This is a genomic window from Porphyromonas sp. C0026D3 (assembly GCF_056590775.1).
Window position 1 is genome coordinate 50,208 of sequence record NZ_JBWPWU010000002.1, and the last position, 22,022, is coordinate 72,229.

Genomic DNA, 22,022 nt, shown 5'->3' on the forward strand with positions numbered 1-22,022 from the left:
GTCAGCCGTCCAACCGTTCAGCAGTATCCCAATAGTCCTGTACGAGCTCTTTCATCAGATCCGACACCGAACGTATCTCGGAAACCTCGGAGAGTACCTGTCCCATCTCCAGTTCACCATGCTCTAGGTCACCCTCAAACATTCCCTGGCGCGCACGGCCGATCCCGCGGATGGCTCTGAGCTCATCCGCATCGGCTCCTCGAGCCTCTGCCTCCTTTATCAGGTCAAAATAAGGGCCCTTCACTAGGCGGGTCGGAGACACTGCCTTGTACAGCAATTGGGTATCGCCCTCCCCTAGCGAGACGCAATACTCCTTGAAGCGCAAGTGAGCAGAGCTTTCACTTGTCAGCGCAAATGCGGTACCAATCTGGACGCCTAGAGCCCCCAGGCAAAACATTGCCGCAATAGCCGCACCCGATGCAATACCACCGGCCGCAATCACAGGTATCGAGACCGATTTTACGACCGATGGAACCAAGCATAGAGTTGTAGTCTCTTCTCTACCGTTGTGTCCTCCGGCCTCGAACCCCTCTGCGACCACTGCATCCACTCCGGCCTCCTCGGCCTTGACTGCAAACCTAGAGCTACTCACCACATGCACGACCTTGATTCCGGCCTCCTTTAGTGTTGAGGTGTAGGTCTTGGGATTGCCGGCTGACGTAAAGACAATTGGCACTCTCTCCTCCATAATCACCCGTATATTCTCCTCGGTATTGCCAAATGCGAGCGGCAGGTTGACACCATAGGGCTTGCTCGTTGCACTCTTGGTCTTGCGAATATGCTCCCGCAGTACATCCGGAGACATCGAGCCTGCTCCTAGCAGTCCAAGACCTCCAGCCTCCGACACAGCCGCTGCAAGATGATGACCACTGCACCATGCCATTCCGCCGGATATAATAGGGTATTGTATCCCAAAAAGTCGAGAGAGAGGAGAGTTTTCTCCAAACTGTGAAAAAGAGATTTTTGTCATTCCTGCCACTGTGTGAAGTTAAACGAAATCGGTGCATTTTCCCCAAGCCAAAGTTAATGTATTTCCTGGCAACTCCAAAAGCGTGAGCACCACTTGGCAAACAAAACGATCGACACGACCTCACCACAAATCCGTCTAGAAACAATCTGAATGAACAAATCCATCCAATACTATGTTATAAGGATGAATCGAGACACTCCGGGCAGATTGCTTGGATGGTCATGAATTAAGTAACGAACAATTTATTAGACAGAACAACTATGTACACACTAGTAGGAAAACAAGCACCCGACTTTTCGGCAACCGCCGTACAAGGCACCAACTTCATTGAGAACTTTACCCTAAGTCAGTTTAGAGACAAAAAGTATGTCCTCTTCTTCTTTTACCCGATGGATTTTACTTTTGTATGTCCTACGGAGCTGATCGCTTTCCAAGACAAGCTAAAGGAGTTTGAAAAACGAGACGTACAGGTCGTTGCGTGCTCGGTAGACTCGCACTTCTCTCACTTTGCGTGGCTGAACCAAGACCTCAAGCAGGGTGGTATCAAGGGAGTTACCTACCCTATCGTTTCGGATTTTAGCAAAACCATAGCACAGAACTACGGTGTCCTGGCTGGCGAGGAGGATATTGACGAGGAAGGCAACCTGACATTTGAAGGCAATCCTGTAGCCTATCGTGGGCTGTTCCTAATTGACAAAAAGGGTATTGTACGCCACATGGTGATCAACGACTTGCCCTTGGGACGTAGCGTTGACGAAGCACTTCGTATGGTTGACGCACTACACCACTACGAAGAGTTTGGCGAGGTTTGCCCGGCCAATTGGTCTGAAGGAAAAGAGGCTATCCGCGAAACACACGAATCAGTCTCTGACTACCTCGGAAAGCACTAAACTCCGGTAGGTAGAAAGTGCCTACAACATAATAGATAGGGTGTACCAAAGTAGCTTTTTGGTACACCCTATTCTTTTTGGACTCTCATGCGTCATTCCTCCTCTGCACCCATATCAACGAAAAAAACTATCTTTGCGAAAGGGATTGCGTGGTTGCACTCCCAAAACAACACATCATGTAACCGGTTAGAGAGATTATGCTAACGACAAAATATTTACTTGAAAACAGCGAGGAAGCGATAAGGAGACTGAGTATCAAGAATGTAGATGCTCGCGAATCAATTGACCGAATAAGAGAACTTGATGAAATCCGGCGATCCAGCCAGCGCGACCTTGACGACACACTTGCGACACAAAATAAGATGTCCAAGGAGATTGGAGAACTCATGCGCTCGGGCAAACGAGATGAAGCAACAAAACTCCGTGAGCAAGTAAATAGCCTGAAGGAAAAAGCAAAAGAGCTAGAGGAGAAGAAAAACTCCGCAGAAAAAGACCTGTACGATGTACTTGTACTTCTTCCCAACGCACCGTCTGAAACTGTACCCTGCGGAAAGTCAGCAGAAGACAACGTGATAGAGCGGATGGGAGGCACGAAGCCGGATCTGTCACCAGACAACAAACTACCTCACTGGGAGCTGGCAAAGCAGTATGATATCATTGATTTTGAACTGGGTGTAAAGATAACCGGAGCCGGATTTCCTGTATACAAAGGCTACGGTGCACGCCTGCAGCGCGCACTGATCTCATTCTTTCTGGACAACGCTCGCGAAGCAGGATACCTCGAGATACAACCACCTCTAGCTGTCAACGAAGACTCCGGGTTTGGCACTGGGCAACTTCCGGATAAGGAAGGACAGATGTACTACATCAATGAGGACAATCTGTACCTCATCCCAACAGCCGAGGTGCCGGTGACCAACATTTTCAGAGATGTCATAGTAGACCCCAAGGACCTTCCGATCAAACTAACAGCTTACTCAGCGTGCTTTAGGCGAGAGGCAGGCAGCTATGGGAAAGATGTGAGGGGTCTGAATCGTCTTCACCAATTTGACAAGGTAGAGATTGTCCGGATCGACACGCCCGAGCACTCCTATCAATCACTTGATGAGATGGTAAGGTACGTGGAGAGTTTAGTCCAAAAACTTGAATTACCCTACCGAATCGTCCGACTATGTGGTGGAGACATCAGTTTCACAAGTGCTTTGACCTTTGACTTTGAAGTGTTCTCCGCTGCACAAGAAAGATGGTTGGAGGTCAGCTCTGTATCCAACTTTGAAAGTTTTCAGGCTAATCGCCTAAAATGCCGGTACAAAAAAGATGGCAAAACAGAGTTATGCCATACACTCAACGGTAGTGCACTGGCATTGCCAAGAATCGTGGCTGCGCTGCTGGAAAACAATCAAACCCCCGAAGGAATCCTTATCCCCAAAGCCCTCCGTCCATACACAGGATTTGACCTCATTCCGCATCCAAAAAACCATGAATAAAGGCCTATACACACTAGCTTTTATATTATTGTCTATTGGAATAAGCATGTGCACCGAGGTGGCACATGCTCAGCGTTCTGCACTCCGAAACTCAAAAAGCCTTGGAAAAACCGAAACACTGATCTACGACGTGGATTTTTCGTGGGGTTTTATTAGAGGAAAAGTAGGTGAGGCTAGGTTGATCAACAAGCCAACTACGAACAAGCACTACTTCACGCAACTACTCTTTCAGACCCAAGGCATAGGAGATCAATTTTACCCCATGAGAGATACTCTTGAGGCACTGTATTCTCCATCGAAGCAACTGATGAGGTTTGAGAAAAGGACCAATGAAAAAAACTTTTACCTCATCAGCGAGACCGTATTTTCTTATAAAGACAGCGGAGCAATCGTTGCCAAAATAAAAGAGTGGACACCGACTGCAGTAAGAATAGACACTGTATACCACATCAATAATAAAGAAGTCGCTGTAGTGGACATGCTCTCCACCATGGCACTCGTAAGGAGTATCAACCCAGAAACACTAAGGATTGGCACACGGTACAAGTTTGTGGTCCCCGATGGGAAAAACATCGTCTATGCAGATTATGAGCTGAGTGGGTACGAAAGCTACAAACTTGAAAATGGAGAAGTTATTTCAACTCTAAAGGTTGATATCAACATCAACGACAAGGCTTTTGAAAACTCAAGGAAGTCGGTACAAGTATGGTTAACGAGAGATGAAAGCCTGACACCGATTTTGATTAAAGCCAAGCTAAAGTTTGGCTATGCAGAATGTCGTATGACCTCAAGTTATAGAAGCTAAAGAGGGGTGAAACAGGTCCCAAAAATCACATCTGATCTACCTAAAAAGATCTACAAAAAGTACTACCAAAAAGGGAGCAAAGCCTACCTTACCCTTTTGGAGCACAGCGAATGTGTGGCAGCGTTGTCCCTGGAAATTGCGAACCGTCATCCTGAGTGGAAGCTAGATGAGCGCTTTCTGTACGAGGCAGGCATGTTGCATGACGTTGGTATGATTTTCACAGACGCACCAAGCATCGGTTGTACAGGGGATTTCCCATACATCATGCACGGAGTCTTAGGGGCAGACCTACTTAGGAAAGAAGGGCTTGAACGGCATGCACTGGTATGTGAGCGACACACAGGAGTAGGACTCACTCTGGAGGCAATCATTCGCCAACGACTTCCACTACCGGCTCGTGAAATGGTACCGATATCCCTTGAGGAGCAGATCATCTGCTATGCCGATTGCTTTTATTCAAAAAGTGGAGACCTAAAGAAAAAGAAGAAACCGGAAAGTATCCTGCTGGACTTACAAAAAAAGTCAGAGGACGATGCGATCAAGTTTTTGACATGGTGCAGACTTTTTGAAGGAAATGACAGTAAGTAAACCTGTCATTGCAGGCGGGTAGCATACCCATTCATACTCTAGCCTCTAGGTCATCAGACAGAAAATCAGCCCAATCCCTACATAAGAGGAGATCCTTTTTTCTTTGTACATTTACGGATAAAAATAAACCATCACTCAAGATAAATAGACTCACTATGATCATTACATTATCGAGCTCGCAATTACTGGACCTACTACAAGTTGCAAATAGGCTGACCGCCGGATCAAAACAACACAGCATAGGCATCACATACTCTGTGCTCTTTGAGATAAAGGGAGAACAGCTACAACTCACAGCGGCTGACGATGATACTAGATTGCTCATGACTATGCCTATCCAGAGTGTGGAAGGAGAGATTATATCCTTTTGCCTTAGACCGGATCAACTGCTCGAACCACTGAAAGAGGTTCCTGCACAAAACATAACAATGACGCTAGATCCAAGTTCATCAAGTATTAATGTAACCTATCAAGGTGGCTTTTTCAACTTCATGTACACCGCTGGTGACAACTACCCGGAGGCTCACCCTCTAGGTGGCATGAAATTTGACCTAGATCTAAGGGTTGATCAATTGCAACAAGGGATAGACCTCTCAGTATATGCGGCCAGCACCGATGAATCAAGACCATTGGTAACCGGTGTCCACGTTGATGCACGTCCAGATCACGTTACCTTTGTAAGCACTGATGGCTTTTTGCTCGCCATGTGTCGTAACCACAACATCCATCACGAGATTGGTGCCGGCGCAGACCCCTCCGTTCCAAGAGAGAACACTAAAGACACCTTCACTCTCTCAAGAAAAATCGTACTGCTTCTGAAAGCATTAATCCAAAAGAGAGACGACGACTTGGAGGTCAAAATAAAAATCTACGACAACATGGGTGAGATCCTATTCAATGGCATTGAGCTACAGTTTAGGTTATTAGATGGTAAGTACCCAAATTATGAGAGTGTGATTCCGGTAGAGAATGATAAAGAAATGGTGGCGGATCGTGAGCAGTTTTTGTCCGCTGTACGTCGCGTATCCATTTTTGCCAGCGAAGTATTGGACTTGATCAACCTACAGATGACGTCAAGTGAGTTGACAATCACCGCTCGAGACAATGACTACAGCGCAAGTAGCGAAGAAAAAGTCCCCATATCATTCAGTAGCAGTGAGCCCATGAGCATTGGTGTGAAGTCACTACACCTGAAAAATGCATTGCAGAGCCTTCCGAGCCAAAACATCCTAATGAAACTTGGCGACAGTGCAAGACCCATGCTGATCAAGCCAGTGGAAATGAACGAGGGTGTGGAGGCATTAGCTGCTGTAATGCCCATGATCTAATCAACCCGGCTATATATCACCACTATGTCTAGACAACTAAGCCTAAAGCGACCTGTTGTATTCTTTGATCTTGAAACAACAGGAGTAGATCCGACAAAAGACAAGATTGTTGAGATCTCAATGCTGAAGATACACCCGGATGGCACAGAAGAGACATTTCATTCGCTAGTCAACCCCAAATGTCCTATTCCGGAAAGTTCGTCATCAGTGCATGGAATCACCGATAAAGACGTAGCAGACTCACCGTCATTTGCCGATCTCGCATCAAAGATTGCAGGATTCATTGAAAACTCTGACCTAGGTGGATACAACTGCCTAAAATTTGATGTACCCCTCTTAGCCGAATCCTTTCTTGAAGCAGAGGTCCCAATAGACCTTCGGAGCCGAAAGATAGTTGATGTTCAGGTGATTTTTCACAAAAAAGAGCAACGCACGCTATCTGCCGCCTACAAGTTCTACTGCGACAAAGTGTTGGAGGATGCCCATACCGCAACTGCCGATACGAGAGCAACATACGAGGTTTTACTAGGACAACTGCATAGATACGATGATATTCCATCCGACATTGATGGACTTGATGAGTATACGCACTTCAATCGCAATGTTGACTTTGCAGGGCGATTTATATACGATGAAAAAGGTCATGAAATATTCAACTTTGGCAAATACAAAGGAAAGTCGGTAGAGCATGTACTAAAAGAAGAGCCTAACTACTTCCATTGGATGATGAACAGTGACTTTCCACGAGACACCAAGTATCAACTCCAATTGATCAAAATACGGCTGGACAGTAATGCGACTAAAAGGTAAACATATCGTTCTCGGTATCACAGGAAGCATAGCCGCATACAAAAGTGCACTCCTAGTCCGTCTACTCATCAAAGAGGGGGCAGAAGTTCAGGTCGTAATGACTCCTTCCTCACTAGAGTTCATTACCCCCCTAACACTATCAACACTTAGTGGCAACCCTGTTGTATGGGATTTTTTTGAGAAACGCACGGGAGCTTGGCACAGCCATGTTGACTTAGGGCAATGGGCGGACTTGATGATTATAGCTCCTGCGACAGCCACCACACTTGGGAAGATGACATCAGGTGTAGCGGATAACTTGCTGATCACAACGTATCTTTCCAATAAGTCAGCCACAATGGTAGCTCCTGCGATGGACCTTGACATGTTTGCCCATCCATCTACTCAACACTCACTGACACTTCTTCGAAACTGGGGTGTAAAAATCATTGAGCCAGAATCCGGTGAGCTCGCCAGCCATTTGGTCGGAAAAGGGCGAATGGCAGAGCCTGAATACATTTTACAAGAAGTCATCAATCACTTCCAGACGCCCGCTGAACTTTCCGACACCCGAATACTTATTACATCAGGGCCAACATACGAAAACATAGATCCTGTGCGTTTTATTGGCAACTACTCTAGCGGAAAGATGGGAAAAGCATTGGCTGAGGTTGCCAACAATCGAGGGGCTACAGTGGAGTTTGTCACTGGTCCGGGATTGGTATTGCCGGATGTTCCAAGGATTTACAGGGTTAATAGTGCTCTACAGATGCTAAAAACCTGTGAGTCCATCGCTCCGAACTATGATGTCGCAATATTTTGTGCGGCCGTTGCTGACTATAGAGTAGCAGAGCCTGCTGACACAAAATTAAAAAGGGAAGAAACACCGGACTTGACACTTAGGTTGGTGCCCAACCCCGACATAGCCAAAACGCTTGGCAAACAAAAGAAAGCCAACCAGATTCATATCGGCTTTGCACTAGAAGTCAACTACGATGAAGAGGCCGCAATGAATAAACTCAGGAACAAAAACTTTGACCTAATAGTCGTAAATGTCCTTGACGATAAAGGAGCCGGATTTGGCACAGATTCAAACAAAGTTCGGCTTCTGGACAAAAATGGCCTAGTACTAGAGCTTCCATTACTGTCCAAACAAGAGGTGGCCAAAGCAATCCTAGACTGGGTCCAGGACAATCGTCCAATGTAGTATGCGTACTACGATATTGGCTCTATTGGCTCTATTATTTAGTGTTCAGCAACTTATGGCGCAAGGATGGATTGAGCCGGTTGTGGAGGTCCACCTGGATGCCCTATCGGATCAAGACGCCAACCGCCTAACGGGGTTTTCACAACAGATCAGCACCTATCTCCGCTCCTTTCGGATGACAGATGCGTCAATTGACCTAGTCCCCATAGTTCCAATTACGTACAGGGTAGATGTTGCGATGAAAGAGGTCATTGGGACTGAGTACATTGCAGACCTTCGGATCTCTGCCTTTCGCCCAATCTTTGAGCAAGACGAGGAGACACTCATCTTCATCGCATATGAGCCCAATATCCACATTGACTACAAGCCCTCGCAAGTGTACACCTACACAGACGTCGGATCAATCCAGGACCTATTTTATCTCCGCTTGCATTACTACACCTACATTGCTCTAGCACTATACTACGACTCTATGGATAGCTATGGGGGAGATCCTTTTTGGGAAGTCCTCCAAAAGAAGCAAGCGCAGTACGACATGGCATGGAAAAGCTCAGCAAACACCGCCCTACCTCCACTCCACCCTCAGGCATTGCTTCCAGAGATCTTTTGTGAGTGGGGTGATCGCTTTAGAGATCTGTGGTTCATGTATCATTTGGAAGCTGTGGATGCGACAGATAACCCGAAGCGATACTCAAACCTAGTATTTATTCTTGGAGAATTGGCTCAGCTCAACTCTGAAAACCACTTGTACACACTGTATCAGCTTCTCCGTGACACAAAAAGCACAGAGATTGCCAGACTCTATGGTTCAATGCCACAGACCAACCAAGCCAAGGCCCAACCCTATATTTCACAGTTATTTCCCTATACTACCGCGCTACTAAAATGATCTGCCACCTCTACATAAAGGACTTCATCCTTATCCGAGAACTTTCCATTGACCTACGCCCAGGATTTACGGCCATAACAGGTGAAACTGGTGCCGGAAAGTCCATCCTTATAGGAGCTATTAGCCTTATTTTAGGTGCACGTGCCGAGTCAAAGGCCATACGTTTAGGAGCTAAAAAAGCCATCATCGAAGCAGAATGCAGTGTCCAAAATCAACCGGAAATCCAGAGGTTTTTTGAAGACAACGATCTAGACTACTCCCAGACTTGCATCCTTCGACGTGAACTGACACCCAACGGGAGTAGAGCTTTTGTCAACGACACACCGGTCACAGCCAATATTCTCAAGCAAATCGGAGAGTACCTCGTAGACATACACTCCCAACACCATAATATGCTGATCGGGAATCCCGCTTTTCAGCTTTCTGTGCTGGATACGCTTGCCGGAAACGACAAGCTACTTCACGACTACCAAAACTCATATAACGAATATCGTGAAGCCGAAAAAAAACTAAAGGAAGAGCGAATACTGATCGAGAGCCAGAGAAAAGAAGAAGACTTTATCAGATTTCAATTTGCACAACTGGATGATGCCAACCTGATGGAGGGTGAACTAACTGAAGTAGAAGACCAACTCTCTGCAGCCCAGCATGTCCAAGAAATCATTGAGACACTTTCTGCTTTGGTGGCATTGGGGGACGACCATGGTGAGACACCAAGTATAGAAGAGCAAATCATCATGGTCTCCCGACAACTGGCAAGAGAGTCGACACACCATACCAAAGTAGCTGAGTTGGCTGATCGTGTCTCATCACTTCGCATCGAGCTGGTAGACGTGATCCATGAGGCAGATATACTTCGAGATAACATTGACCTAGATCCAAAAGAAAAAGAAAGGCTTGAAGAACGACTGGACCTCCTGCAATCCTTGATGTACAAGCACAATGTCCAGACCGACACAGAGCTCATTCAGATTCGTGATGCTTACAAGTCTCAACTTGACCGAATCTCCTTCTCAGATGAAAACCTAAAGTTACTGGAGAGCCAAGTAAAAAGTCTATACCTCCAAGCTGATTCGCTGGCAAAAGCACTCCACGACAGTCGTTCAAAAGCGGCACAAGATCTTCTTCCCGACCTACACACACTAATGACAGAACTCGGCATAGCCGGAGCAACATTTGATGTCAACATACGCACAGTGGCAACACTCACGCCGACCGGGACCGACGAAATATCCTTCATGCTAGCGACCAATAAACATACACACCTACAGCCCATTCACGAAATAGCATCCGGTGGGGAGGTCTCACGATTTATGCTAGCCCTCAAAACCATATTGGCTAAAAAAACGGTGTTGCCTACGGTTATCTTTGACGAGATAGACACGGGAGTAAGTGGTGAGATAGCCGGACGATTGGGAAATGTCATGTGTCGCCTTAGTCAGAGTATCCAAGTCTTGTGCATCACCCATCTACCACAGATTGCGGCCTTGGCAGATCATCAACTGGTAGTCCAAAAAACAGAGGGAGAAAACGACTATCAGACCGATATTATCCCCGTAACAGGAGAGAATCGAGTCAGGCAGATTGCGACAATGCTCTCTGGGGCCGAACTAACAGAGGCGGCCATAAGCAATGCTCGCGAACTATTAGGAACCAGTAGAAAGAAATAATATGAAAGATTACCAAATGATCTTTGGCATACGTGCCGTACGCGAAGCTATCGCCGCAGGACAAGAGATTGACCAAATCTTTGTCAAGCGCGAAACAAATAGCGACCAAATGTCGGAGCTCATAAGAGCCATTGGTGACCAACGCATTCCGTTACGGAAAGTACCTATCGAAAAGCTCAACCGCCTGACTCGAAAAAACCACCAAGGAGTAATCGCCATCAAGTCAGCAACAAACTACTACACGCTGGAGGACATTATTCCATTTTTGTATGAAAAAGGGCGCAACCCATTCATCGTAGTATTAGATGGCATTACCGATGTCCGAAACTTTGGGGCCATTGCACGAACATGTGAGTGCGTGGGAGCGGATGCCATCGTCATCTTTGAGCAACGCTCCGTCAGCGTCACAGCAGATGCCATCAAAACGTCCGCCGGTGCTTTATCTCGACTACCGGTATGTCGCGAGCGTTCGATCGACGAGACACTAAAGTACCTGAAAGACTCAGGAGTCACCCTCATTGGTGCAACCGAAAAATCAACTGCGCTCATGGACTCTGCTGATTTCAGTGGTCCTATCGCACTGATTATGGGAGCTGAGGATCGTGGACTGTCGACCACTTCGCTCAAGATGTGTGACCAACTCATCAGGATTCCTCTCTATGGCGAAATAGGATCCCTAAACGTCTCTGTTGCGGCAGGGATACTCTTATATGAAGCCGTACGCAACAGAAAATCAAATAACTAACAAACCTCAAACATCACCAAGTTATGAAAAAAGAAATTATTTGCTCTCCGAAAGCTCCGGCGGCTATCGGTCCGTACTCACAAGCCGTGAAAGTCAATGGACTACTATTCGTGTCGGGACAACTTGGCATTGACCCGGCAGTAGGGAAACTGGCCGGCAACGATGTGGAGAGCCAGTGCAACCAAGTGTTCAAAAATCTCAATGCCATCCTGACCGAAGCGGGAATGACTTTTTCCAACGTCGTGAAAGCAACCGTTTTCCTGACTGACATCAATGACTTTGCGAAAGTAAACGCCATTTATGCAGAGCATTTCCAGGCACCATTCCCTGCTCGGGCCGCCTTTGCGGTAAAAAACTTACCCGGCGGAGGACTGGTCGAAATAGAAGTCATCGCCGCTGAGTAACAATTCATCTCCCAAACCGGTAGTATATCCCCAAAAGTGTGTATTTCGAGTTCTCTGTTGGAGACCGAAGCACTAAACACACACTTTTGGGGATAAATATTGCCAATAGAGGGAAACACCGCTAAAGCTCTACTCCTCCCTATTCCTCTAATCATCAACACCTTGACACAAAAAAACGAAAAAATACAACACCCGAAATTTCCTCTCTGCGAACACGTGAAAATCAAGCGATTGCACGATGGTGTGTTTTTCACGGATAGAAGCAATCTGTTTCACGGATAGAAGCGAAAGTTTTCACGGATAGAAGCGATCGGTTTGATGAATAGAAGAAAAAACGAGGATTGGTTAGGTGGATTGTTGCTTTTACCCATCAGACATAGAATTAATAGGTGATCTGTCAGGTATGTTCTTTGGTCCTAGTTTTTATCCACCGACTCCTCAATACAGACAGTGATGAGGCAACATGCTACCGAAAGCGAGGTGCTTTTTTTTTGGTAACTTTGTATTCGACCCCAAGGAAGGGTAATCAGAGTATACTATCAAAACTACATAAGAATGAGCGAAGTAAATCAACCTGTTGCGCAGGGGAGCACAAATGGCTACGGAGCCTCAAACATACAAGTACTTGAGGGGCTGGAAGCGGTTCGCAAGCGACCGGCCATGTACATTGGAGATATTAGTTCGAAAGGGCTCCACCATTTGGTCAACGAGGTTCTCGACAACTCCATAGATGAGGCAATGGCGGGATACGCCACGCATATTGAAGTGGAGATCAACGAGGACAACTCAATCTCTGTGCACGACAATGGTCGTGGTATTCCGGTGGATATGCACCAAAAGATGCACAAGTCTGCACTTGAGGTGGTTATGACCGTACTTCACGCCGGAGGAAAATTTGACAAAGGATCCTACAAAGTTTCCGGAGGTCTTCACGGTGTGGGTGTCTCCTGTGTGAATGCCCTGTCCACCATGCTGAGGGCAGAGGTATACCGTGATGGAAAGATTTACATGCAACAGTACCACCGAGGTGTGCCCGAAGAATCGGTCAAGGTGATCGGAGAGACCGACCGCACCGGAACCTCCATCACATTCAAGCCGGACGGTACTATTTTTACGACAACAGAGTACGACTTTGAGACGCTCAGCGAACGTCTGCGGGAACTCTCGTTTCTCAATGCCGGTATCACTCTTTCACTCACAGATTTTCGCAACCGTGACGCAGAGGGAAATCCCAAAACTGAGAAGTACCACTCCGAACACGGGCTCGAAGACTTTGTACGCTACCTTGATGCTTCCAAGGAAAACCTCATAGAGGACGTCATTCACTTCACAACCGAGCGAAACGGTGTCCCCGTAGAAGTGGCCATGACCTACAATACGACGTACAATGAGAATGTTTTTTCTTACGTCAACAATATCCACACCATAGAGGGTGGCACCCACCTCACCGGGTTTAGGCGCGCCTTGACACGTACGCTCAAGAAGTATGCGGACGACTCCGGAATCTTGGAAAAAGAAAAGGTAGAAGTAACCGGAGATGACTTTCGAGAGGGGCTGACTGCAGTAATATCCATCAAGGTTGCAGAGCCACAATTTGAGGGTCAAACCAAAACAAAGTTGGGCAACTCGGAGATCGTTTCGGTCCTAGACTCCTCTGTCGGTGATGCATTGGCGGAGTACCTGGAAGAACACCCCAGAGAAGCTCGCATGATTGTCGACAAAGTCGTCATTGCCGCAAAGGCACGAGTTGCCGCAAAGCGTGCTCGAGAGATGGTACAGCGCAAGGGGCCTATGTTTTCCGGTGGTCTCCCTGGCAAGCTGGTGGATTGTCGCAGCCGAGATCCAGAGGTGTGTGAGTTGTTTCTCGTCGAGGGAGACTCTGCAGGAGGTACAGCCAAGCAGGGAAGAGACTCCATGTTTCAGGCCATCCTTCCCCTAAGAGGAAAGATCCTGAATGTAGAGAAGGCAATGCCTCACCGAGTTTTTGAAAATGCCGAGATTCAGTCCATGTACACAGCTCTTGGAGTTAGTATCGGTACCGAAGAAGATCCCAAGGCACTCAACCTCACAAAGCTCCGCTACCACAAAGTAGTGATCATGACCGATGCCGATGTCGATGGAGCGCATATTGCCACTTTGTTGCTGACCTTCTTTTTCCGTCACATGCGTCCTCTTATCGAGAAAGGGTACATTTATCTAGCAACCCCTCCACTCTACCAGTGTCGCAAAGGAGATGTAAAAGAGTACTGCTTCAACGATGCTGATCGCCAGGCGTTTATTGAAAGGTATGCAGATGGAGATGAGTCGCAGATCGTCACTCAGAGATACAAAGGTTTGGGAGAGATGGATCATGACCAACTATGGGAGACAACAATGAACCCTACCCAACGCCACCTCAAACAAGTCCAGATAGAAAATGCAGTGGAAGCCGACAGGGTCTTTTCAATGCTTATGGGAGAAGACGTCGAGCCCCGACGCGAATTCATCGAAGACAATGCGACTTATGCAACAGTTGATGCTTAGACAAAAGACGATAGCACTATAGATATGGAAGAGAGGGAGTCTTTGAAGCTCCCTCTCTTCTCAATTTTTTTTTTGGAGAGATATGACAAAACACTTGCTAACGGACACCTCCTATGCATCCGAAGAACGCCCCCTCATCGGGGTCGTATCCAATGAGTGCGAAAAAGTGATAACCCAGATATTGCCAAAGGTCCGACAAGCCGGCGGAATTGCTGTATTGATACCGGGCCTAGCGGATAGTACGAGGTTGCTAAGCATCCTATACCGATGCGATGGGGTGATACTTCTCCAAAGTGAGTCCGATACATCCACACAAAATCAAGTGACCGATGCGATTATCGCCACTCTGAGGCTGGGAGTGCCCACTATAGTGATTGGTAAAGTACTGGATACCCTCTCAATACCCTACGGTTTTTCCGACAAAAGCGTCCAACTAACGGATCTCAACACCGATTATTTGATAGCTGGTGTACCAACCATCAACAGCCTCAACGACAAAGTAATCCATCAACTGATCAGCCAAGCACAGCACTACCACGTGGCTCGCGACCTACATGACAGTGAGGTGGTCCTAACTGGATGTACTCCGACTCATAGACTGATAGATCCACTTGGCAGACCACTACACGCCACATTAGTCGATGGTGGTATAGACTACCTATGCGTCACTGTTGTTGATAGAGATCAACAGAGTGGGCACCTCTGCCTGACAGAAAAGATAGAAAAGGCCAAAAGAGAGCTACGTGCCAAGGACAACTCCATCGAGATCGTCTCGGACCTTGATGATGCCCTGAGCTATCAGCTCACCGGCTCGAAAGCCGTGATCTTGGGGCTGGAAACGACAGAGACGCCTCTTAGTCAAAAGCAGCTATCTGATCTTTCAGCACTGCAAATAAAATATCTATCCCTAAGGGCTACGAGCCAAAGAACCGGACGGCTCTCGACACCACTGAGTCGAGAAGAAAAAAAGATGATCGAGCAGATGAATGAACTCGGCATGACCATAGATATCTCCGGATGCGATGCCCAAAGTACGCGAGAAATACTCCGGATAAGTAGTCAACCGGTGATCGACACCGGAGTAGTCTGTGAAAAATTTGCCAATCACTCATCTACTCTGATACGGTCCGACAGGATCCTACAAGAAATCACCGAAGCAGGTGGAGTTTTGATGCTCACACTGCCTGGAGAGGCCCCCGACAATAATGCTCAAGACTTGGCCAAGATGGTCGCACATGTAGAAGCACTCTGCGGATACCCTCACATCGGCATCTCCACCGGATTATGTACCCACCGTTGGTCGGGGGTAAACACTCCTGCTATGCTGATGAAGGTGACCATGGAACTATGTCGGATGGGGATGCCGGCATTCAAGATAGCATCCATCCTAGGACGAAACGTCCTGGATGTCCTGACCGACAACGAGACACATTTAGAGCGTCTTTCCGATGACTAAGTAGTGAATGGATGCGACAAATAAAATGGAGGAAGTCACCTTTGAACGAAGAGTGTAAGAAAGTTTGATTACTTTTGCACACAGATCAATCGGGGGCTCAAAAACGCCCCATCAACAGCACGAAAAAGTCGAAGTACAACGATATGGCAAACAACCTAGTCATAGTAGAGTCACCTGCGAAGTCAAAAACCATTGCCGGTTTTTTGGGCAAAGACTATCAGGTACTCTCTAGTTTTGGGCACATTCGTGACCTCAAAACGAAAGGCATGGGCATAGATATTGAAAATGATTTCGTACCACAATACGAGATATCCGAGGACAAAGAAAAGGTAGTCGATAACCTAAAAAAAGCCGCCAAGAAAGCAACAACCGTATGGCTAGCCTCCGATGAAGACCGCGAAGGAGAAGCCATTGCATGGCATCTGGCAGAGGTACTAGGACTTGATCAGTCCCAGAAAAACCGCATCGTATTCCACGAGATCACCAAATCTGCCATACAAGGTGCATTACAAAATCCTCGTAGCATCGACCTCAAGATGGTGGATGCTCAACAAGCACGAAGGGTACTGGATCGCATAGTTGGCTTTGAGCTATCTCCCGTTCTTTGGCGTAAAATTCGTCCAAATCTTTCAGCTGGACGAGTCCAGTCTGTGGCCGTACGTATCATTGTTGAACGCGAACGAGAGATCAAGTCATTTGTAGCCGAAAGCAGCTATCGTATAGTAGGCGACTTTACGACCGATCAAGGAGAAACATTTAGTGCCGAGATCATCGCTAGACCCCAAACCCTAGAAGAAGCCGAAAGACTACTAAGCTCGCTCAAAGGCAATCACTACACAGTAGGGAATATAGACATCAAGCCGGTGACGAGAAAGCCGGCCGCACCGTTTACGACCTCCACGCTACAGCAGGAAGCCTCCAGGAGACTAAGGTATTCTGTAGGGGAGACCATGAGACTTGCACAAGGGCTATACGAAGCCGGACACATTACATACATGCGTACGGACTCTGTCAATCTCTCCAAGTTTGCGATAGGATCAACTTGTGCAGAGGTCGAAAAAGAATTTGGCAAAGAGTACGTACAGGCACGTAACTTTTCGACCCATACCAAAGGCGCACAGGAAGCACACGAAGCCATACGGCCGACAAACATCTCTGTACCAATAGCCGGAAACAACATACGAGAGCGCAAGCTATACGAAATGATTCGCAAGCGGACGCTAGCCACACAGATGACGGACGCCAAGCTGGAGCGTACCCAAGTCAATATCGACAGCGACAGCGGTATCACTTTCGTAGCTAAAGGCGAGGTGATCACATTTGATGGATTTCTGAAAGTATACCTAGAAAAAACAGACGACGAATCCGACACCGATGAAGACACCAATCTCCTCCCTATGCTGACCAAGGGAGATCGCGTCACCCCTAATCTCATCACAGCGACTGAGCGATTCAACCAACGCCCGGCACGCTACACCGAAGCCAGTCTCGTAAAAAAGATGGAGGAGCTTGGCATCGGACGCCCCTCCACCTATGCTCCTACCATCCAAACCATACAGAAGAGAGGGTATATAGAGACCCGGTCTATTGATGGCGAAAAACGAGACTTTATGCAATTGAAGCTGAAAGGCGAGAAGCTATCTCAACACACCCGCACCGAGACATACGGAGCAGACCGCAACAAACTGTTTCCGACGGACACCGGGCTAGTGGTAACAGACTTTTTGGTCGAAAACTTTCCGAAAGTCTTGGACTATAATTTCACTGCAGATGTTGAGGAGGAGTTTGATAACATAGCCGCAGGAAAGAAAGAGTGGACGAGTGTCATTGCCACCTTTTACGAGCTCTTTCACAACAACATAGAGAAAGTCATTTCCGAAAAAGGGAAGCATCGCATTGGCGAGCGCGAACTAGGCATAGACCCCAAAACCCAAGAACCTGTTTTTGCCAAGATCGGCCGATATGGTCCTATGATCCAAATTGGAAAGTCAGAAGAAGGTGCTCCCAAGCCTAGGTTTAGCTCGTTGCCCAAAGACAAGTCCATTGAGACCATTACACTAGAGGAAGCTCTAAAACTTTTCAACCTTCCCCGTGAGATCGGTGAATACGAAGGCGATACGCTCCTAGTAAATATTGGACCCTTTGGACCATACGTCAAGTTTGGCAAAATGTACGTGAGCATCCCCAAAGAGCTATCCCCATACAAGATTACACTCGAGGAAGCAATCCCCTTGATCAACCACAAAAAAGAACAAGAGCGCAACAAGTATATCGCTACGTTTGGCAGTGGAGATAATGTAATCGAAGTACTCAATGGTAGATACGGGCCATACATCAAGTACAAAGGGAAAAACTACAAGATCCCGAAGGATCAAAATGCCACCGACCTCACAGAGGATTTAGCACTCACAATCATATCAAACGAGGGGAAGGCGACAACATCCAAGCGCAGCAACTCAACCAAAACAACCAAGTCCCAAAAGTCCAAAAAGTGATGGCTAAGTACTACCTACTCCTCGACACCTCTACCGAAGTCTGCTCAGTAGCACTCTGTGACGAAAATGCTCAAGTACTTGACACTCGAGAAGACTTCCGAGGCAACAAACATGCCGAAGTCCTGGCAAACTATATCAACGAGCTACTATCCTCTATTCCGAAAAAGTCGCTCAGCGGAGTAGCGATCGCTGAAGGCCCGGGTAGTTACACGGGGCTACGGATTGGCGCTGCGTATGCCAAAGGACTATGCTGGACACTAGAAATTCCATTGGCAACCATGGCGACTACCGAGGTGCTCGTACATACCGCTATATGTCAGGATAGTGACCTAGATGAAACCACGCTGCTACTACCAATGATTGATGCCCGACGTATGGAAGTGTACACTGCACTGTACGATCACAAAGGAAGCGCACTATCGGAAGTCAAAGCAGCGATTCTTACCGACGAAACAACCGTCAAAGAGCTGGATCAATACGCAAAGGGCAGGCGTATTGTGTACTTTGGCTCAGGAGCCGAAAAAGCACAAGAAATACTCAGCACGCAAGTGCCCACCAGCCACTTTTTGCCCAATATACTTCCGCATGCAAAAGCAATGGCGACTCCGGGATTGGCAAAGATCCAAGCAGGAGAAGTCGTCGACATTGCCTACTGGGAGCCGTACTACCTCAAGGAGTATGTAGCCAGGATGAGCCAAAACAAAGTACTGGCGAGTAGCTCACCCAACCGCTAACGCTTCGCTGACAGCATGAAGACACTAAAGGTCGGGGGTGACTATGAAGAGTTGTCCCTACAGAACGGACTGACCGTATGGGTTATCCGAGATACTACACAACCCTTGGCCAGAGGGACTGTGGTTGTACGAGCGGGAGCGAAAGATTCACCCAATAGTGGCATTGCTCACTACTTTGAGCACATGATGTTCAAGGGGACAACCACAATTGGCACAACCGACTACAGTTCCGAAAAAACGCTCCTTGACAAAATTGTAGACCAATACGCCCTACTGGGAAAAGCGAGGACTCAGACAGAGCGAGACCTAATCCAGCAGACCATCAACAGGCTGAATATAGAGGCCTCAGCCTATGCGATACCCAATGACTTCAGCAACCTGATCAGAAAATATGGTGGTACCGAACTCAATGCCGGTACCTCCTATGACTATACCACCTACTACAACTCATTTCAGCCTGAGTACCTAGCGCATTGGTGTGCTCTATACTCTGAGCGACTGGTGGCACCTGTATTTCGACTCTTTCAGAGCGAACTAGAGACTGTGTACGAGGAAAAAAACATGCAGTCCAACAACCCGGTCACTTCAGCCACTCAGCACCTCTTTGACCGTGTTTTTGCTCCACATCCCTACCAATTCCCGATCATTGGCAGTACAGAGGCCCTAAAGACACCTGACCTAAACGCCATGCAACAGTTTTTTGACACCTACTACACAGCAGGAAGCATGGCGGTGATTCTTTCGGGAGACCTTCCCGAGAAATCCCAGCTTTTGCCACTCTTGGAGGAAACATTTGGCAGAGTAAAGCCAGGGAAACCCTCTCGCCCAACCTACGGTCCTCCAGCTCGGTTTGAAGGCCAAGAAGTTTTTGAAATCATGTACCCCACCCCCTCCCTAAATGTCGTGGGGACACTTTGGCACACAGTACCCAACAACCACCCTGACCAGCTACCACTCCAACTCATTGGCGCACTGCTCAACAACAGTGGCAAAACCGGATTGCTGGACAAAATGGTACTCAGCCAAAAAGCAACATCAGCGACATCCACATGTTTTTCACTGAATGACTGTGGATTTTTTGGCATCATGGCAATACCAAAGGACGGGACCTCATCCGGACAGCAAGCCCAGTCCGAACTCAAGCAAGCGATCAAGCAAGTAAAAGAGGGTACTTTTAGTGATGAGTTGTTTAGCCAAGCCAAGCTTGCCCTACTCCGCCATCAATATGAGATCTTTGAAAATCCGAAAGCTCGACAGACCTAACCTATTTGCCTCCTACTCTACTCTAAAAGAGACTGAACAAGAGCTCGATCGGTTAGAGAAAATGACGAAGAGCGAACTAACCGACATCGCCAACAAATACCTTGGGCAAGATCAACTACAAGTGACCAAAATCCTAGGGCGATACCCCAACACCTCACTGCCCAAGCCTCCATACACCCCAGTGACAGGGACTTCCGCAAATGCGACTTCGCTTTTCGCTAAGCAACTCCAGACGCTTCCCTACCGGCAAAGGGAGATACGTACCCTCAACCTCAATCAAGACAAGGACACTCTGGCTCTCAGCGAACGACCACGCACCACGCTCTACTACACCCACTGTCCATACAATGACCTTTTTCAGCTCACCCTCATCTACCATAGAAGTGAGTACACACACCCTATCCTTGATCTTTTAGCGTCTTACTTGGAGCAAGTAGGCGGTGCGGGGCTGGAAGCCGCGACATTTTACGACCGCCTGTATCAGTACGGGGCGACACTCTCATTTAGCACAAACGATCTCAGCTTTACGATTGAGCTAAAGGGATCCGACAAATACTTTTGCGAGAGTATGGATCTGCTTAGTGGCTACCTTAGGGCTCCGGAGGAAAACAAAGATGCCCTAAAAGAAGTCCGGCACGAGATCCTACTCGCTGATGAGATCAGCAAGACCACCCCGGAGACACTATGTGACTGGCTCACCAGCTACATAAGGTTTGGCACAAAAGCAGGATACCGACAAGCACTTAGCCCGGATGAAGCAAACAAAATAACCCTCCAAGACCTTCAAAAGGAGCTAAAAGAACTACTGGCAACGGAAGTGGACATCCATTACTCAGGCTCTCTTTCCCAAACGGTTGTAGCCAAAGTCATTGGCCAAATGCTTCCACCTCCGCAAGCAACACCCAAGCCTGCAGAGCCACCCATATACCTAGATGCTCAACCAATCGCTGAGCCTAGTATCTACACCTTCCACGACTCGGATGCCACACAAGCAGTCATTCGGTCCTACCTTTCGCTTGGGCATCTCTCACCCAAAGATCTTCGACAAGCGACACTCTTTTCCCACTACCTCGGAGGTGGTATGGGTTCTGTACTCTTTCAGGAGACACGGGAGTACCGCTCCCTGACCTACTATGTTTGGTGTACGCTTATCAGGCCACAGCCGGTAGACTCCGCACACACTGCACATCTACTCATCGGCATGAGTACCCAGCATGACAAAGTAGCCGAAGCTATACAGCTGCTCACCCATATCCTAAATGATCTGTCTCTAACTATTGAGCGCTTCAAAAACGCGCAAAACGAGATCCGGAGTAACGTCGGAAGGCTTTATCCCACATTGCGGAAAAAGAGTACTCGTATCGCCAGCCTTATCCGAGCAGGGTACAAAGACGATTACGCAAAGGAACTATTGGACATCAGCGAGCAGTCCAGTCTCGAGGATCTGAGTGCATTTTACAACAAACACATCGCTAATAAACCTCTAGCCTGTGCCGTAGTTGGTAATACCCAAGCCATTGACCTTGCCTCCCTAAAAACTAGCTATACCCACCAAGAGATCTCACCCAAAGACCTATTCAAGCAAGCTTAATACGGGTGGACCATTTTCCTTCTATCCGGCTAAGCGATCGCTTCTATCCGTGAAAAGTTTTGCTTCTATCCGTAAAACAAAACGCTTCTATCCGTGAAAAGTTTTGCTTCTATCCGTAAAACAAAACGCTTCTATCCGTCAAAGTTTTTCGTCCGTGCAACACACACAGACTTAGGAACTTAGGACCA

General features: G+C 47.5%; 18 protein-coding genes. 17 read left to right on the top strand and 1 reads right to left on the bottom strand.

The annotated features are described in order from the left end of the window. Position 1: 1 nt before the first annotated feature. Entirely contained in the window at positions 2 to 970 is a 969-nt protein-coding gene (locus tag AC1EK1_RS01790; protein WP_480305334.1) for an NAD(P)H-dependent flavin oxidoreductase, read from the bottom strand. Positions 971 to 1,230: 260 nt separating this feature from the next. Between AC1EK1_RS01790 and AC1EK1_RS01795 the strand changes: the two genes are divergently transcribed. The 17 genes from AC1EK1_RS01795 (at position 1,231) to AC1EK1_RS01875 (ending at position 21,834) form a co-directional block, all read left to right on the top strand. Beyond that, complete coding sequence (locus AC1EK1_RS01795; protein ID WP_480305335.1) at positions 1,231 to 1,860, top strand: peroxiredoxin; 630 nt, start codon at positions 1,231 to 1,233, stop codon at positions 1,858 to 1,860. Positions 1,861 to 2,057: 197 nt separating this feature from the next. After that, on the top strand, positions 2,058 to 3,347 hold the full coding sequence (gene serS / locus AC1EK1_RS01800) for a serine--tRNA ligase (RefSeq protein ID WP_480305336.1): 1,290 nt from the start codon (positions 2,058 to 2,060) through the stop codon (positions 3,345 to 3,347). Further along, the gene (locus AC1EK1_RS01805) at positions 3,340 to 4,152 is read left to right on the top strand and encodes a DUF3108 domain-containing protein (protein ID WP_480305338.1); all 813 of its coding nucleotides are present in this window, start codon (positions 3,340 to 3,342) and stop codon (positions 4,150 to 4,152) included. The genes serS and AC1EK1_RS01805 overlap by 8 nt, the downstream gene beginning before the upstream one ends. Positions 4,153 to 4,158: 6 nt before the next feature. Then, positions 4,159 to 4,740: an HD domain-containing protein gene (locus AC1EK1_RS01810; protein ID WP_480305340.1), complete on the top strand. Its 582-nt coding sequence runs from the start codon at positions 4,159 to 4,161 to the stop codon at positions 4,738 to 4,740. A gap of 155 nt (positions 4,741 to 4,895) precedes the next feature. Beyond that, positions 4,896 to 6,068 (top strand): DNA polymerase III subunit beta, encoded by a 1,173-nt coding sequence (gene dnaN / locus AC1EK1_RS01815; RefSeq protein WP_480305342.1) that lies wholly within the window; start codon positions 4,896 to 4,898, stop codon positions 6,066 to 6,068. Between the two features lie 24 nt (positions 6,069 to 6,092). Then, positions 6,093 to 6,878 carry an exonuclease domain-containing protein gene (locus tag AC1EK1_RS01820; RefSeq protein ID WP_480305343.1) on the top strand — a complete coding sequence of 262 codons (786 nt, stop codon included), beginning with the start codon at positions 6,093 to 6,095 and terminating at the stop codon, positions 6,876 to 6,878. Then, a complete protein-coding gene (gene coaBC / locus AC1EK1_RS01825; RefSeq protein WP_480305344.1) occupies positions 6,862 to 8,064 on the top strand; it encodes a bifunctional phosphopantothenoylcysteine decarboxylase/phosphopantothenate--cysteine ligase CoaBC in 1,203 nt (400 codons plus the stop codon). The genes AC1EK1_RS01820 and coaBC overlap by 17 nt, the downstream gene beginning before the upstream one ends. 1 nt (position 8,065) lies before the next feature. After that, the gene (locus tag AC1EK1_RS01830; RefSeq protein WP_480305346.1) at positions 8,066 to 8,953 is read left to right on the top strand and encodes a type IX secretion component PorD family protein; all 888 of its coding nucleotides are present in this window, start codon (positions 8,066 to 8,068) and stop codon (positions 8,951 to 8,953) included. Continuing rightward, positions 8,950 to 10,623, top strand: coding sequence for a DNA repair protein RecN (gene recN / locus AC1EK1_RS01835; RefSeq protein WP_480305347.1), 1,674 nt, complete (start codon positions 8,950 to 8,952; stop codon positions 10,621 to 10,623). The genes AC1EK1_RS01830 and recN overlap by 4 nt, the downstream gene beginning before the upstream one ends. Position 10,624: 1 nt before the next feature. Then, positions 10,625 to 11,368 carry a 23S rRNA (guanosine(2251)-2'-O)-methyltransferase RlmB gene (rlmB, locus tag AC1EK1_RS01840; RefSeq protein WP_480305348.1) on the top strand — a complete coding sequence of 248 codons (744 nt, stop codon included), beginning with the start codon at positions 10,625 to 10,627 and terminating at the stop codon, positions 11,366 to 11,368. Between the two features lie 23 nt (positions 11,369 to 11,391). Continuing rightward, positions 11,392 to 11,772: a Rid family detoxifying hydrolase gene (locus AC1EK1_RS01845; protein ID WP_480305349.1), complete on the top strand. Its 381-nt coding sequence runs from the start codon at positions 11,392 to 11,394 to the stop codon at positions 11,770 to 11,772. A gap of 555 nt (positions 11,773 to 12,327) precedes the next feature. Then, the gene (gene gyrB / locus AC1EK1_RS01850; RefSeq protein WP_480305350.1) at positions 12,328 to 14,295 is read left to right on the top strand and encodes a DNA topoisomerase (ATP-hydrolyzing) subunit B; all 1,968 of its coding nucleotides are present in this window, start codon (positions 12,328 to 12,330) and stop codon (positions 14,293 to 14,295) included. Positions 14,296 to 14,377: 82 nt separating this feature from the next. Then, positions 14,378 to 15,751 (top strand): membrane dipeptidase, encoded by a 1,374-nt coding sequence (locus tag AC1EK1_RS01855; protein WP_480305351.1) that lies wholly within the window; start codon positions 14,378 to 14,380, stop codon positions 15,749 to 15,751. Between the two features lie 143 nt (positions 15,752 to 15,894). Beyond that, the gene (topA, locus tag AC1EK1_RS01860; RefSeq protein ID WP_480305352.1) at positions 15,895 to 18,246 is read left to right on the top strand and encodes a type I DNA topoisomerase; all 2,352 of its coding nucleotides are present in this window, start codon (positions 15,895 to 15,897) and stop codon (positions 18,244 to 18,246) included. Then, positions 18,246 to 18,980 carry a tRNA (adenosine(37)-N6)-threonylcarbamoyltransferase complex dimerization subunit type 1 TsaB gene (gene tsaB / locus AC1EK1_RS01865; protein ID WP_480305353.1) on the top strand — a complete coding sequence of 245 codons (735 nt, stop codon included), beginning with the start codon at positions 18,246 to 18,248 and terminating at the stop codon, positions 18,978 to 18,980. The genes topA and tsaB overlap by 1 nt, the downstream gene beginning before the upstream one ends. Positions 18,981 to 18,995: 15 nt before the next feature. Beyond that, complete coding sequence (locus tag AC1EK1_RS01870; protein WP_480305354.1) at positions 18,996 to 20,243, top strand: M16 family metallopeptidase; 1,248 nt, start codon at positions 18,996 to 18,998, stop codon at positions 20,241 to 20,243. Continuing rightward, the gene (locus tag AC1EK1_RS01875) at positions 20,206 to 21,834 is read left to right on the top strand and encodes a M16 family metallopeptidase (protein ID WP_480305355.1); all 1,629 of its coding nucleotides are present in this window, start codon (positions 20,206 to 20,208) and stop codon (positions 21,832 to 21,834) included. Before AC1EK1_RS01870 ends, AC1EK1_RS01875 begins: the two co-directional genes overlap by 38 nt. Positions 21,835 to 22,022: the final 188 nt, after the last annotated feature.

Excerpts from the sequence above, each read along its gene's own strand:
- AC1EK1_RS01870 (WP_480305354.1), top strand. The coding sequence starts at position 18,996 with ATGAAGACACTAAAGGTCGGGGGTGACTATGAAGAGTTGTCCCTACAG.
- coaBC (WP_480305344.1), top strand. The coding sequence starts at position 6,862 with ATGCGACTAAAAGGTAAACATATCGTTCTCGGTATCACAGGAAGCATA.
- tsaB (WP_480305353.1), top strand. The coding sequence starts at position 18,246 with ATGGCTAAGTACTACCTACTCCTCGACACCTCTACCGAAGTCTGCTCA.
- recN (WP_480305347.1), top strand. The coding sequence starts at position 8,950 with ATGATCTGCCACCTCTACATAAAGGACTTCATCCTTATCCGAGAACTT.
- topA (WP_480305352.1), top strand. The coding sequence starts at position 15,895 with ATGGCAAACAACCTAGTCATAGTAGAGTCACCTGCGAAGTCAAAAACC.
- serS (WP_480305336.1), top strand. The coding sequence starts at position 2,058 with ATGCTAACGACAAAATATTTACTTGAAAACAGCGAGGAAGCGATAAGG.
- AC1EK1_RS01845 (WP_480305349.1), top strand. The coding sequence starts at position 11,392 with ATGAAAAAAGAAATTATTTGCTCTCCGAAAGCTCCGGCGGCTATCGGT.
- AC1EK1_RS01855 (WP_480305351.1), top strand. The coding sequence starts at position 14,378 with ATGACAAAACACTTGCTAACGGACACCTCCTATGCATCCGAAGAACGC.
- dnaN (WP_480305342.1), top strand. The coding sequence starts at position 4,896 with ATGATCATTACATTATCGAGCTCGCAATTACTGGACCTACTACAAGTT.
- AC1EK1_RS01790 (WP_480305334.1), bottom strand. The coding sequence starts at position 970 with ATGACAAAAATCTCTTTTTCACAGTTTGGAGAAAACTCTCCTCTCTCT.
- AC1EK1_RS01795 (WP_480305335.1), top strand. The coding sequence starts at position 1,231 with ATGTACACACTAGTAGGAAAACAAGCACCCGACTTTTCGGCAACCGCC.
- AC1EK1_RS01805 (WP_480305338.1), top strand. The coding sequence starts at position 3,340 with ATGAATAAAGGCCTATACACACTAGCTTTTATATTATTGTCTATTGGA.
- gyrB (WP_480305350.1), top strand. The coding sequence starts at position 12,328 with ATGAGCGAAGTAAATCAACCTGTTGCGCAGGGGAGCACAAATGGCTAC.
- AC1EK1_RS01875 (WP_480305355.1), top strand. The coding sequence starts at position 20,206 with ATGAGATCTTTGAAAATCCGAAAGCTCGACAGACCTAACCTATTTGCC.
- AC1EK1_RS01820 (WP_480305343.1), top strand. The coding sequence starts at position 6,093 with ATGTCTAGACAACTAAGCCTAAAGCGACCTGTTGTATTCTTTGATCTT.
- rlmB (WP_480305348.1), top strand. The coding sequence starts at position 10,625 with ATGAAAGATTACCAAATGATCTTTGGCATACGTGCCGTACGCGAAGCT.
- AC1EK1_RS01830 (WP_480305346.1), top strand. The coding sequence starts at position 8,066 with ATGCGTACTACGATATTGGCTCTATTGGCTCTATTATTTAGTGTTCAG.